This is a genomic window from Aliiroseovarius zhejiangensis (assembly GCF_014656375.1).
GTDB lineage: Bacteria > Pseudomonadota > Alphaproteobacteria > Rhodobacterales > Rhodobacteraceae > Aliiroseovarius > Aliiroseovarius zhejiangensis.
This window is the reverse complement of record NZ_BNCH01000008.1, coordinates 1-12,967: the sequence shown is the minus strand read 5'-3', so window position 1 is coordinate 12,967 and position 12,967 is coordinate 1. Positions and strand designations below refer to the sequence as shown.

Genomic DNA, 12,967 nt, shown 5'->3' with positions numbered 1-12,967 from the left:
GGTGTGTTTCCTCCCGCGTATGGGAAATTTTGCACAAGAATACACAAGAATCCATCCCTATTCCGAACCTGCCCGCAGAAAGTGACGACAGCGGGCCGGCGTGGGCGATCAGGATCTGGCGAGAATGAGGGGCAGGCAGCTTAGTGCTGCGGATCGTCCGGCGTGGCGTGGATGGCGAATTGCTCAAGCCCTGCGTCTTGCGCTTCGATCACGCGATAGGTTTCGCGCACACCGACTTCGGTCAACGCGCGCGCGACGGTCAGCAGCGTATTGGCCGGGTGTTCGTCGCACAGATCGGCCATCTGCGACAGCTCTTCCAAGGCGACAGCGCGCGCGACCTCGACCGAAGGCGCGCCATAGATGTCGACGAAATGCTGCGCCAGACGGTCGGCCAGCCTGTCATGCTCAGCGGGTTCGATCTGGGTCACGGCAACGAAGGTAACACGGCCGAAGGTCTCGCACCCCAGCCAGCCATTTGCGAAGGCTTGCCGTGCCTTGCCGACCAGATCGGCCTCGCCCCAGTTCGAGAACTCGAACCCGCCGGAAATGCACCATTCGCCGGTGCGGGCCGGGTTGTGAAACACGCGGGTGTCGCTTTCGTCGAAATGGATCGCGCGGGCAAGTTTCATGCGGGCTCCGTCAGCAAGGCGGTCAGGGGGATCAGATGGGAGTGATCGCCGGATTTCAGCAAAAGTCCAAGGTTTTCGTCAAGGCCGACGAAGGTGCCGCGCTGTCCTGCGACTGTCACTTCGGTGTCGCGCCCGTGGGCCACGCCCAGCCAGTTGGCGTGCAGGCGGGCGGTGCCATCCTCGGCCCAGTCGTTCAAGGCAACAAGCGTGTGGCGCACCCATGCTTCAAGCAACCGTGGCGCGTCCACATCGCCGCAGCCTTCGGCATAAAGCGCGGTTGCGTCAGGCGTGTGCCCGGTGTCGTCCGAAGGTGGCCACAGGTTCAGCGACAGCCCGACGACCAACCAATCTGGCACAGCCTCTGGGTCACGCCCGGACGCCGCGATACTCAGCGCGCCGCACAGCCCGCCATTCACGTAAATCCCGCCGTCCCAGCCCAGATGCACCGCGACCTCGGGCGGGGCCAGCGCGCCAAGGGCGTTTTGAAACCCCACCCCGCACAGGGGCAACATAGAGGCGGCCTGGCGCAGCGGCACCTCGGGTGCAAAAACAATGGCTGCGCGCAGGCGGTCATGGGCCAGGTCATAGGTGACAAGCCCCGCGTCACACACCCCTTTCGCCTGCGCACAGGCCAGCGCGAACGGGTCCGCGCCATCGGCGTCAAGCCCGGTGAACAAGGGGGGAAAGACCGGCTGCGTCATGCGTGACCGGCTGCGACCAGCTTTTGCGCCACCTCGCGGAACGCCGCGGCCTGCGGGCTGTCGGGCTTGGACACCACAATCGGCGCGCCGCCATCGGCAGCCGTCCGAATGTCGAGGTGCAGGGGAATTTCCGCCAACAACGGCACGCCCAGCTTCGCGGCTTCGCCCGCAACGCCACCATGGCCGAACGTGTGTTCCTCGTGCCCGCATTGCGAACAGATATGCGTCGACATGTTTTCGATCATGCCGATGATAGGGGTGCCCAGTTGATTGAACATATCAACCCCCTTGCGCGCATCCAGAAGCGCCACATCCTGCGGGGTGGACACGATGATCGCCCCGTCAAGCTGCGCCTTCTGGGCCAGCGTCATCTGCACGTCACCGGTGCCGGGCGGCAGATCAACGATCAGCACATCCAAAGCGCCCCATTGCACCTGTGTCAGCATTTGCTGAAGCGCGCCCATCAACATCGGCCCGCGCCAGACCACGGCCTGATCATCATTTGTCATCAGCCCGATGGACATCATCGTGACGCCATAGTTGCGCATCGGCAGGATCGTCTTGCCATCGGGCGAGGACGGACGCCCCGACACCCCCAGCATACGCGGCTGCGATGGCCCATAGACATCGGCATCGAGCAGCCCCACCCGCCGCCCCTCGGCGGCCAAAGCACAAGCAAGGTTGGCCGAAATCGTGGATTTCCCCACGCCACCCTTGCCCGAGGCAATGGCGATGATCCGGTCGACGCCCGGCACCTTTTCCGGTCCCGCCGGTTCCGCGCGCCGCCCAAGACCCAGATCGGGCGGGGCAGGGGGCGCGCTGTGTGCCGTCATCACAACCGACAGCGATGTGACGCCGGGCAGCGCGCCGATCTTAGTCTCGGCCTCGTCCTTCACCCTGGCATAGGCGTCGGTGTGGCTGCCGGTGGCCTCGATCACGAAGCGCACGATGCCATCCTCGACCGTCAGGGCCTTGATCACGCCAGCCTCGACCAATGGCGCACCACTGACCGGATCGGCCAGCGTGTTCAGCGCGGCCAGAACGTCGTCACGACCAATTGTCATGTCGGCTCAGCCTTTGATCTTGCCGGTCACGATGTGTTCAAGGTCAACACCATCGACGGTCAGCACCACGCGCGCCTCGTATTCCTTTCCATCGGTGCCATCGGTCTTGCGAAACGCCTCTTCGATGGCTTGTTGCGAGGTCACGCCAACCTGCTTGAGGAACTTGCGCATGGACATGTTGAATTCGTCGTTCATCTTTCTTCTCCTTGGCTAGAGATCAGTGATCTTTGCGTTCAGACAGATAGTCTTCGGTGGTGCGCACGCGGGGGCGTTCGCCCAGCGTGAGCGGGTTGTCCTGGGCATGAAACTGCGCTTTCACACGGCAATTGTCGCACATCTGGATCATCCGCAGCGCATCGGGATTGGCAAACATCGCGTGGTTGCCCGCAAGCTTTTCGGTGATGCGTTCGATGGTGGATTTGACGCCGAACAGACTGCCGCATTCCACGCAGGCAAACGGCTCTTCCTCGTTCAGAACGGTCTGGGACAGCGCGGCGTCGGTCAGGTTCAGCTGCGGCTGCAAGGTGATCGCGTCTTCCGGGCAGACATGGGCGCACAATCCGCATTGCAGGCAGGCATCTTCCTGAAAGCGCAGTTGCGGCTTGTCGGGATTGTCGGCCAACGCCCCGGACGGGCACAGCGAGGCGCAAGCCAGACACAGCGTGCAGGCATCGGTGTCCACGATCACCGCACCATAGGGCGCGTGGTCGGGCAGGGGGATTGTCTCGGCGTCAGGATGCAGGGTCTTGGCGGCCAGCCGGGCAATCTGGCGGCGCGAGCCCTGCGGCAGGATCGGGGTCGTCGTCAGATCGTCAGGCGCGGCGCGATCATACAGGTGATCCGACAGCGCGTCGGGGTCGGCGATGTCCAGCAGGCTCACGCGGCCCTCGGCCCCGATCGCGGTGGCCAGATCGGCCTGGGCCTGCAACACGTCGCGGTCGCTTTTCGGGGCCAGCAGGATATCGACCGCGGCAAAACCGCCAGCGAGCGCGGCCAGCATCTCGGCATGGCCGAACATGGCCAGGGCGTCGATCTCCAGCGGGATCACGTGGGCGGGCAGGCCTTTGCCGAAACGGGCGGCAAGGCGGATCATCTCGGCCCCGTGGCTGTCATGGACCAGCAGCGCGGCAGCCGTTCCTCCGGCCTTGCGATAGGCAGAGGCCAGCGTGCCGATGCGGTGAAATACATGATCGACCGGTGGCGCGTCATAGCTGATCGCGCCGGACGGGCAGACGGCGGAACACGCCCCGCACCCGGCACAGATCAAGGGGTCGATGCGGACATGATCGCCTGCGGGCAGAATGGCCCCGATGGGGCAGACATTCAGACAGTTCGAACATGCAGGCTGCTCCGCCCGCGAATGCGCGCAAAGCGGTTCTTGCAATCGGATATGAAGCGGCTTTTCGAAGGTGCCGACCATCTGGCTGGCGGCCAGCACGGCATCGGCCACCGCAGGAATGCTGTTGGGGTCCGCGCGCAGATAGCCGTCGCGCTTGTCGGGGGCGGGAAACAGAGGGGTATCGCCGGACAGATCAAGGATCACGTCGCACGATGATTGCGCCCCATCGCGCGGGTCGGTCAGTGACGGTGCCCCACGCCCGCCGGGAATGACGCGTTGGAACGCATCAATGCGGATCGAAAACTGACCCAGAGTGCCGGATACATGACCCAACCGCCCCACACAGATGTCGAACCGCGACGTGACCGGAAGATCGCTTGCGTCAGGCACAAGCACCGTCACGGCGAGGATATCGGCCAGCTTCTCGGCGGCGTCAAAGGCAGGGCCGGGCGCGCCGATGATCAGGCACACACCGTCCGAGGTCACATCGACCGTCTTGGGCGCAGGCGCAGGGCGGGACGCATCCGCGATCAGCGCAGCCATCTTCGGCTTTGTGTCTGCCCTGTCCGCCGTCCACCCTGCGCGGTCGCGGATGTCGACGAAATCGGGCATGGGGACGCCAAGGTCTTCGGCAAGATCGGCGAAGCGCGTGGCCTCTTGCTGGCAGGCGATCATCACCTCGCCATCCGCCATCGCCCTGGCCGCGCGGTCGATTTGTGCGTCGCACAGCGATGTATGCACAGCCGTGCAGACACGCCCCGTTGCGGCGCCCAGCGTCTGGGCGTCAATGGCCTGCGTTCCCAGACAATCACAGATTAGCAGCGTTTTCTTCATTTCGACCCCTCACCCAGACTACGTAGGACGGAACGGCGCGGGATGAAAGGCGATCCGTGAAGATTGGGCGATCAATTTCTACCTGCACCGGCTGCTCCCTCTTTCATTTCCTGCGTGTATCATTACACTGATTTACGGAAATAAATTATTGCAGCCAGCAGGTGCCAGCGTGTCCTTCGTGTTTCCCAATTCGCAATCCATCCCGCTTGGGGTTGTGATTCGCAAATCGCCCGGCGTGACCCGGTGGGCGAAATGGGCGTGGCGCGTCGTCGATATGGTGCCGGGCGCGGGTTCGACCGATTGGACCGTTCTGCGCCAACAGGGGCAGGTGACGGACTATCTTGCCGCCACCGTTCCGCTGCAACTCTATCCATCAGATACCGAAGCCTATGTTCACGAGCTTCAGGCGCGTTCGCCGTCAATCTATGTCGTGCTGAACCCCGATCCGGCCCGACCCGAAACGCCTTGGACCGTTTCGCTGGCCACCGCTTCACCCTATGAGGCGCAGGATTACTGCGATTCGGACGAAGCCCTGGTGGAAAAGCTGCCGATGCCCGACGGGATGCGCGCGTGGATCGCGGATTTCGTCGGCAAGCACCATGTTGAAGAGACATTCGTGAAGCGCAAGCGCAAGAATATGAAAGTCGACGGCGCCGAGGATGGCATCGGTGATCCGCGCATCGCGCAGGACAGCGATGTCTATCGCGCGCCCCGCCACCGCCGCGAGGCATCGTGATGCGCAAACCCGCGACATTCTGGGACCGCCGCCGCGCCGCCGTGCAGGCCGAGGCAGAGGCCGAAGCACAAGCCGCGCTTGATCTGCAGGACCAGCAGGCGCTGGCGGACAAGACCGACGATGAGATTCTGGCCGAGCTGGGTCTGCCTGACCCCGATACGCTGGTCAGCGGTGATGATTTCGCCGCCTTCATGGCGAAAGCGGTGCCCGAACACATCCGCAAACGCGCGCTGCGCAAGCTGTGGCGCAGCAATCCGGTGCTGGCATGTGTTGACGGGCTGAATGATTATGACGATGATTACCTTACGGGAAGCTATGGCAACAGAGCAATCGCGACCAGCTATCAGGTTGGCAAGGGGCTTCTGGCGCATGTGCTGAACGCGGAGGGGGGCGAAGATCGGATCGCCGATGCGCCCGCGCCGCAAGATCAGCCGTCACCGCTTGATGAGGGTGACGCGCAAGCCCGTACAAGTGACCAGATCGCACAGGTCGATTGGTCAGACACGACAACGCCTGAAACCGCGTCGGAAGGGGGGGCAGAGCCTGACCACCCAAAGCCGCGCCGGATGGTGTTCAACTTCGACGGACACACCGCATGACCCTGACGCAAACAAATCCCGAGATCACCGAAGAGGATCGCCTGCGCGCGGACCTTTACAACTATCTCGGCCTGATGCTGGCGGGGCCGCCGGATGAAATGCTGCTGGCCCAAACCGCCGGGCTGACTGGCGACGACTCACCGCTTGGCCAGGCGATCGGGGGGCTGGCGCGGGTTGCGAAAGTGACCAAGCCCAAGGCCGCACAGCGTGAATATGATGCCTTGTTCATCGGGTTGGGACGGGGCGAGCTTTTGCCCTATGCCAGCTATTACATGACCGGGTTTCTGAACGAAAAACCTCTGGCCAATTTGCGGGCGGACATGGCGGCGCTTGGCATCACCCGGTCGCCCAATACGTTCGAACCCGAGGATAACATCGCATCACTGCTTGAGATGATGGGCGGAATGATTGTCGGTCGTTTCAGCAACGCTGTTGATCTGCCGCGCCAACGGGCGTTTTACAACAAACATATCGGCCCCTGGGCACCGCATTTCTTTACCGATCTGCAAGGTGCGAAAGGGTCGGTTCTGTATGCTTCGGTCGGTGCCGTCGGGGCGGCCTTCATGGATATCGAACAGGAAGCATTCCGCATGATGGCAGGCTGACGGCCTGCCGGTAAACCGGGCGGCAAGGGGCCGCCGTGACACGCAACCCAGGAAGGGGGCATTCGAATGACGGACAAGAAACAGGGCACGACCCGCCGCAATTTCCTGAAGATCGCCGGGACGGCGGTGCCGGGTGCCGCAGTTGCCGCTGCAACCGCTGGCACGGCCGCTGAGGCCGAACCGGCCCAGGTCGATCTGTCATCGCAAGTGATGCAGGACACCGAACACACGCGCGCCTATCTGAAAAGCACCCGCTTTTAGGGTCGCGCCACCGCCCATGCATTGCTTGGACGGGTAATTCACATTGATACCAAGCCACCTGCTGCGCAGGGCCAGGGAGAATGACGATGCTTAGAAAAAAGACAAACGGAAGCGCACGCCGCAGCGCGACGCCAAGCGCCGCCCGCTCGGCCACCACTGTTGACCGCCGCAGCTTCCTGCGCGGTTCGGGGCTTGCCATCGGCGGGCTGGCCGCTGTTGCCGCCACCGGCGGCACGGTCACGCAAGCCACCGCGCAAACAGCCGCAGAGCGGGCGATCGAGATCAAGAAATCCGTCTGCACGCATTGTTCGGTCGGCTGCACGGTGATTGCCGAGGTCGACAACGGCGTCTGGACCGGGCAGGAACCCGGTTTTGACAGCCCGTTCAACCTGGGATCGCACTGCGCCAAGGGTGCCTCGGTGCGTGAACACGCCCATGGCGAGCGTCGCCTGAAATACCCGATGAAGAAAGAAAACGGCGAATGGGTTCGCCTGAGCTGGGAACAGGCGATCAACGAGATCGGTGACGGCATGATGAAGATCCGCGACGAAAGCGGGCCGGATTCCGTCTATTGGCTTGGTTCGGCCAAGCACAGCAACGAACAAGCCTATCTGTTCCGCAAATTCGCCGCCTATTGGGGCACAAACAACGTCGATCACCAGGCGCGGATTTGCCACTCGACCACGGTGGCGGGTGTGGCGAATACATGGGGCTACGGCGCCATGACCAACAGCTATAACGACATCCACAACTCGAAAGCGATCTTCCTGATCGGCTCGAATCCGGCCGAGGCGCATCCGGTGTCGCTTCTGCACCTGCTGAAAGCCAAGGAAGAAAACAACGCGCCGATGATCGTCTGCGATCCGCGCTTTACCCGCACGGCGGCCCATGCCGACGAATATGTGCGCTTCCGGCCTGGTTCGGACGTTGCGCTGGTCTGGGGCATCCTGTGGCATATCTTTGAGAACAAGTGGGAAGATCAGGACTTCATCCGCACCCGCGTCTGGGGCATGGACCAAATTCGCGACGAGGTGAAGAAATGGACCCCCGAAGAGGTCGAGCGCGTCACCGGCACGCCCGGCGAACAGCTTGAGCGTGTCGCCCGCACGCTGGCCAACAACCGCCCCGGCACCGTCATTTGGTGCATGGGCGGAACCCAGCACACGAACGGCAACAACAACACCCGCGCTTATTGCATCCTGCAACTGGCGCTTGGCAACATGGGCCGCGCCGGTGGGGGCACCAACATTTTCCGGGGCCACGACAACGTGCAGGGCGCCACGGACCTTGGCGTTCTGGCCGACACCCTGCCGGGCTATTATGGCCTGTCGGAAGGGGCCTGGGCGCATTGGGCGCGCGTTTGGGAAGAAGACCTTGATTGGTTGAAAGGCCGGTTCTCGGACGCGACGGTGGGCGAGACAAAGATGATGAACCTGACCGGCATTCCGGTCAGCCGCTGGATCGACGGGGTGCTTGAGGACAAGGCCAATCTGGACCAGCCCGACAACACCCGCGCGATGGTTCTGTGGGGCCACGCGCCGAACTCGCAAACCCGGCTGAAGGAAATGAAAACCGCGATGGAGCGGTTGGACATGCTGGTGGTGGTCGACCCCTATCCGACGGTTTCGGCAGTTCTGCAGGACCGCACCGATGGCGTCTATCTGCTGCCGGCGGCGACGCAGTTCGAAACCCGCGGCTCGGCCACGGCCTCGAACCGGTCGCTGCAGTGGCGCGAGCAGATCATGGCACCCCTGTTTGAATCGCTGCCCGACCACACGATCATTGCGAAATTTGCCGAGAAATTCGGCTTCCATGACCGCCTGTTCCGCAACATTGCAATTGACGAGGGTGGCGAGCCGAATGTCGAGGACATCACCCGCGAGTTCAACCGCGGTATGTGGACCATCGGCTATACCGGTCAAAGCCCCGAGCGTCTGAAGATGCACATGGCCAACCAGCACACGTTCGACAAGACGACGCTGCGCGCCAATGGTGGCCCGGCAGATGGCGATTTCTACGGTATGCCCTGGCCCTGCTGGGGCACGGCCGAGATGAACCACCCCGGCACCGCGCTGCTTTACGATATGTCGATCCCGGTGGCCGAAGGTGGTCTGACCTTCCGCGCCCGTTTCGGGGTGGAACGTGACGGTGACAACCTGCTGGCCGAAGGCGTCTATTCCAAAGGGTCCGAAATCAAGGATGGCTATCCCGAGTTCACCATGCAGATGCTGCGTGATCTGGGCTGGGACGGCGATCTGACGGACGAGGAACGCGCCAGCATCGACCGCGTTGCGGGCTTCCCCGATGGGGCGCCCCTGGCGGCAGAGCCTGCGGATGATGGCGGCAACACCGAAGAGGTCGGCGAGACATCGCAGCAGGGCGAAATCCCATCGGATTACGATTCCAAGACGGGCGGGGTGAACTGGAAAACCGACCTGTCAGGCGGCATCCAGCGCGTCGCGATCAAGCATGGCTGCGCGCCCTTCGGCAACGCCAAGGCCCGCGCCGTGGTCTGGACCTTCCCCGACCCCGTGCCGCTGCACCGCGAGCCGCTTTATTCCAACCGCCGCGATCTTGTGGCCGATTATCCGACCTATGAGGACAAGAAGTTCTGGCGCGTGCCGACGATGTACAGCTCGATCCAGACCAACGACTTCTCGAAGGATTATCCGATCATCCTGACCTCGGGCCGTCTGGTCGAATACGAAGGCGGGGGCGAAGAAACCCGGTCGAACCCGTGGCTTGCGGAATTGCAGCAGGATATGTTCGTCGAAATCAACCCGCGCGATGCCAACAACCTTGGCGTTCGTGACGGCGCACAGGTCTGGGTCGAAGGCCCGGAAGGCGCCAAGGTCAAGGTGATGGCGATGTTGACGGAACGTGTGGGTCCGGGGGTGGCGTTCATGCCGTTCCATTTCGGCGGCCATTTCGAAGGCAAGGATTTGCGCGACAAATACCCCGAGGGGGCCGACCCCTACGTTCTGGGGGAATCCAGCAACACCGCGCAAACCTATGGCTATGACAGCGTAACCCAGATGCAAGAGACCAAAGCAACTCTCTGCAAAATCTGGACCGCATAAGAAGGAGACCGATCATGGCGAGAGCAAAGTTCCTGTGCGACGCTGAACGCTGCATCGAATGCAACGCCTGCGTGACCGCCTGCAAAAACGAACACGAGGTCCCCTGGGGCATCAACCGCCGCCGTGTTGTCACGATCAATGATGGACTGCCCGGCGAGCGTTCGATTTCAGTCGCGTGCATGCATTGTTCGGATGCGCCCTGCATGGCGGTCTGTCCGGTGGATTGCTTCTATCAGACCGCCGACGGCATCGTGCTGCACTCGAAAGACCTGTGCATCGGCTGCGGCTATTGCTTCTATGCGTGCCCGTTCGGGGCGCCGCAATATCCGCAAGCGGGCAATTTCGGGTCGCGTGGCAAGATGGACAAATGCACCTTCTGCGCCGGTGGGCCGGAAGAAAACCATTCGACCGCCGAGTTTGCCAAATACGGCCGCAACCGGATTGCCGAGGGCAAGCTGCCCATCTGCGCCGAGATGTGTTCGACAAAGGCGCTGCTGGCGGGCGATGGCGACACCGTGTCCGAGATCTATCGCGAACGGATCGTCGCCCGCGGGTTCGGCGCCGGGGCCTGGGGCTGGGGCACAGCCTATGACAAGAAGGGCCAAGACGGGCCGCGCCTGGGAAGCGGTGGCTGATCCCGCCCGTTTCCCCTGTGAAAATCGGGCGGCCCGGGATGAGGTCGCCCAACTTTTGTGACCTGACGTAAGGAACATCCGGATGTTTCGCCTTTTTGCCGTTTTCGCCCTGATCTTTGGTCTGATGGTGCCCGCCATGGCGCAACAGGCTGTGGACAATCCGCGCGCTGAAACCGGTGGGGCGCAAACGCTGGACGATATCCTGCGCCGTCAGGCCCAGCAAAAGGTGGATGATGAATTTCGCAGGTCTGCCACCGGCGACCCGGAGGCCGCCGCGCCCATGACTGCGCCGCTTGGCACACGCGGGGGGCAGTCCGACCCGGATCTGTGGCGCGCGCTGCGCTATGACTCGGCGGATATTTCGACTCAATCGCGTGGACCAGCGGTCAAGACCTTGATCCAGGATGGTGGCATGTGGTGGCTGAAGTTTCGCGAAGGCCCGCTGTTGACCTATGGCGCGGGGCTTTTGGGCGGCACGCTGGTTTTGCTGGCGCTGTTTTACCTGATCCGTGGGCGTATTCGCATTGATGGCGAAAAGACCGGCCGCACGATCACGCGGTTCAGCGGGTTCGAACGGTTTGGTCATTGGCTGCTGGCCGGCTCTTTCCTGATCCTCGGTGTGACCGGTCTGATTTCCCTGTTCGGTCGCAAGGTGCTGATCCCCACCTTCGGGCACGAGGCATTCTCGACCCTCGCAATTGGCACCAAGTGGGTGCACAACAATATCTCATGGGCGTTCATTCTTGCGCTGGGGATCGTCTTTGTCTCCTGGGTCATCCACAACCTGCCCGACCGCACCGATTTCAGATGGCTGGCGCAAGGGGGCGGGCTGTTTGGCGGCGGGCACCCTCCGGCCAAGAAATTCAACGCCGGGCAGAAACTGATTTTCTGGTCCACGATCGTTCTGGGCGCATCGATTTCGCTGTCTGGCCTGTCGCTGCTGTTTCCGTTCGAATTCAACATTTTCGGCGCCACCTTTGCTGTGTTGAACGACTGGGGCGTGCCGGGGTGGTTCGGGCAGGACGCCTTGCCCTATCCGCTGACCCCACAGGAAGAAATGCAATACGCCCAACTGTGGCACGCGGTCGTCAGCTTTGTGCTGCTGGCCATTATTCTGGCCCATATCTATATCGGCTCGGTCGGGATGGAAGGCGCGTTTGATGCCATGGGCAGCGGTGAGGTCGAGGAGCAATGGGCCCGCGAACACCACAGCCTGTGGGTGGACGAGGTGCGCAACGCCGAAATCCAGCAGGGCAAGGAGGCATAGGATGAAAGCATTCCTTGCAGCACTGGCCGCATTGGTTGTGATCACCATTGGCGCGAACCAGATTCTCGTGAACAGCGGCTTCTCGGCCTCTTCAGTAACGGCGTCGCCCGGGAATGTGCGGCTGCACGACTGAGGCGGTTCATCCTCTTGCCGCCTCTCTTCATTCACATGGATTACTGCTGTGCTAAATTTCCACGTGAAAGGTATAGCCCTGTCAAACGTGTGGGAGACTTTGCAGAACCGTTCCCATTCCTCGCGCTTGGCTTCGCGATAAACATCACCTTCTTCCCTGGTCTGGAAGGCCACAGAAACCGCCTCGCGGGTAACGGCATATCGACTGGATGGATGGCGTGGCAACCTGACGTGGCGAACGCACGAGAGGGCAGCGCCCTCACCCTGACGACCAAGGGCGTTTGGCTCGTCCAGATCCCGCTGGCCCACGCAACGAATGCGGCGGCGCCATTCGTCCCGCCACCATTGCAGCCATTAGGTCCGAGAGATTGTGTTTACAGGATGCGGGACGAAGCCGCCGCTCAAACCGGATAACTGAACGTCAGCTTGCGGGACTACACTGTTACGCTGAAACGGCTTCTATTTGTTAGTGCCCCTCAAGCCATGCCTCGACATGTTCAAACCGACTTTTGCGTAAGTCGCTCTCAGAGATAGTAACGTAGAGAGCTCCGACATCACCCCACACCCATCCCATCGCCAAATCGCTTGCCACCTGGAATAGGAGCGGATCGCTTGGATCACAGGCGTCACTTTGGATGGGGTCGGGTAGCCCTCCCATTCGATGTGGTAGGCCCGGCTCGATGTATTTTGCAAACTCTTCTATGGTTTTTAGCGTATCCCGTGGGAGCGTTTCTGGGGCTCTATTGTCTCGGGTATAGAGATCAAGGAGATCTTCGCGGATTGCCATTTCGACGTGTTTTCCCATGTTAATGCTACGGGAACTTTTACTTAGAACATCGCTGCTTTTGACCCAATACTCAGCGGAAGTTTCACAAAATGCTTGGGTCAGCTCTTGCCAGTCCTGCGCGCTGATGGGCGTCTGAGGATCCTGGGAGGCTATCTTCTGCATGGCGGCCTTAGCCTGGTCAGCCATGCGCTTACCCCAATCCAGATAGGCCCGGCCAAGGCGCTCTATTTCATCTGCTGTCCGTCGTCAGAGTTTTTGGGGCAGTTAGCGGCCTGATCTAAGAGAGGGTCTGGCTCAT

Annotated in this window: 14 protein-coding genes; 8 read left to right on the top strand and 6 right to left on the bottom strand. The window is 61.9% G+C overall.

Annotated features, from left to right (window positions below; genetic code table 11):
• Positions 1 to 140: 140 nt before the first annotated feature.
• From IE188_RS14530 to IE188_RS14510, 5 genes are read right to left on the bottom strand one after another with little or no spacing between them, the layout of a single operon-like run.
• On the bottom strand, positions 141 to 629 hold the full coding sequence (locus IE188_RS14530) for a DUF6505 family protein (RefSeq protein ID WP_191287245.1): 489 nt from the start codon (positions 627 to 629) through the stop codon (positions 141 to 143).
• Positions 626 to 1,330, bottom strand: coding sequence for a biotin/lipoate--protein ligase family protein (locus tag IE188_RS14525; RefSeq protein ID WP_191287244.1), 705 nt, complete (start codon positions 1,328 to 1,330; stop codon positions 626 to 628). The genes IE188_RS14530 and IE188_RS14525 overlap by 4 nt, the downstream gene beginning before the upstream one ends.
• Complete coding sequence (locus IE188_RS14520; protein ID WP_191287243.1) at positions 1,327 to 2,394, bottom strand: Mrp/NBP35 family ATP-binding protein; 1,068 nt, start codon at positions 2,392 to 2,394, stop codon at positions 1,327 to 1,329. The genes IE188_RS14525 and IE188_RS14520 overlap by 4 nt, the downstream gene beginning before the upstream one ends.
• A 6-nt stretch (positions 2,395 to 2,400) precedes the next feature.
• Positions 2,401 to 2,589 (bottom strand): DUF6494 family protein, encoded by a 189-nt coding sequence (locus tag IE188_RS14515; RefSeq protein WP_191287242.1) that lies wholly within the window; start codon positions 2,587 to 2,589, stop codon positions 2,401 to 2,403.
• Between the two features lie 22 nt (positions 2,590 to 2,611).
• Positions 2,612 to 4,567, bottom strand: coding sequence for a 4Fe-4S binding protein (locus IE188_RS14510; RefSeq protein ID WP_191287241.1), 1,956 nt, complete (start codon positions 4,565 to 4,567; stop codon positions 2,612 to 2,614).
• Positions 4,568 to 4,736: 169 nt separating this feature from the next.
• Here IE188_RS14510 and IE188_RS14505 point away from each other — a divergent pair, with 169 nt between their 5' ends.
• The 8 genes from IE188_RS14505 (at position 4,737) to IE188_RS16840 (ending at position 11,883) form a co-directional block, all read left to right on the top strand.
• On the top strand, positions 4,737 to 5,303 hold the full coding sequence (locus IE188_RS14505) for a DUF3305 domain-containing protein (RefSeq protein WP_229836871.1): 567 nt from the start codon (positions 4,737 to 4,739) through the stop codon (positions 5,301 to 5,303).
• Positions 5,303 to 5,902 carry a DUF3306 domain-containing protein gene (locus tag IE188_RS14500; RefSeq protein ID WP_191287336.1) on the top strand — a complete coding sequence of 200 codons (600 nt, stop codon included), beginning with the start codon at positions 5,303 to 5,305 and terminating at the stop codon, positions 5,900 to 5,902. The genes IE188_RS14505 and IE188_RS14500 overlap by 1 nt, the downstream gene beginning before the upstream one ends.
• Positions 5,899 to 6,507, top strand: a complete 609-nt coding sequence (locus IE188_RS14495; protein ID WP_191287240.1) for a TorD/DmsD family molecular chaperone — start codon at positions 5,899 to 5,901, stop codon at positions 6,505 to 6,507. The genes IE188_RS14500 and IE188_RS14495 overlap by 4 nt, the downstream gene beginning before the upstream one ends.
• Before the next feature lie 66 nt (positions 6,508 to 6,573).
• Positions 6,574 to 6,768, top strand: coding sequence for a twin-arginine translocation pathway signal protein (locus IE188_RS14490; RefSeq protein ID WP_191287239.1), 195 nt, complete (start codon positions 6,574 to 6,576; stop codon positions 6,766 to 6,768).
• Between the two features lie 86 nt (positions 6,769 to 6,854).
• The gene (locus IE188_RS14485; protein WP_191287238.1) at positions 6,855 to 9,848 is read left to right on the top strand and encodes a formate dehydrogenase subunit alpha; all 2,994 of its coding nucleotides are present in this window, start codon (positions 6,855 to 6,857) and stop codon (positions 9,846 to 9,848) included.
• A gap of 14 nt (positions 9,849 to 9,862) precedes the next feature.
• On the top strand, positions 9,863 to 10,483 hold the full coding sequence (fdh3B, locus tag IE188_RS14480; RefSeq protein WP_191287237.1) for a formate dehydrogenase FDH3 subunit beta: 621 nt from the start codon (positions 9,863 to 9,865) through the stop codon (positions 10,481 to 10,483).
• Between the two features lie 82 nt (positions 10,484 to 10,565).
• On the top strand, positions 10,566 to 11,750 hold the full coding sequence (locus tag IE188_RS14475; protein WP_191287236.1) for a formate dehydrogenase subunit gamma: 1,185 nt from the start codon (positions 10,566 to 10,568) through the stop codon (positions 11,748 to 11,750).
• 1 nt (position 11,751) lies between these two features.
• Positions 11,752 to 11,883 (top strand): hypothetical protein, encoded by a 132-nt coding sequence (locus IE188_RS16840; RefSeq protein WP_268246026.1) that lies wholly within the window; start codon positions 11,752 to 11,754, stop codon positions 11,881 to 11,883.
• A 465-nt stretch (positions 11,884 to 12,348) separates the two neighbouring features.
• On the opposite strand, the gene IE188_RS14470 is transcribed toward IE188_RS16840, so the two are convergent.
• The gene (locus tag IE188_RS14470; protein WP_191287235.1) at positions 12,349 to 12,855 is read right to left on the bottom strand and encodes a DUF1963 domain-containing protein; all 507 of its coding nucleotides are present in this window, start codon (positions 12,853 to 12,855) and stop codon (positions 12,349 to 12,351) included.
• Positions 12,856 to 12,967 lie beyond the last annotated feature (112 nt).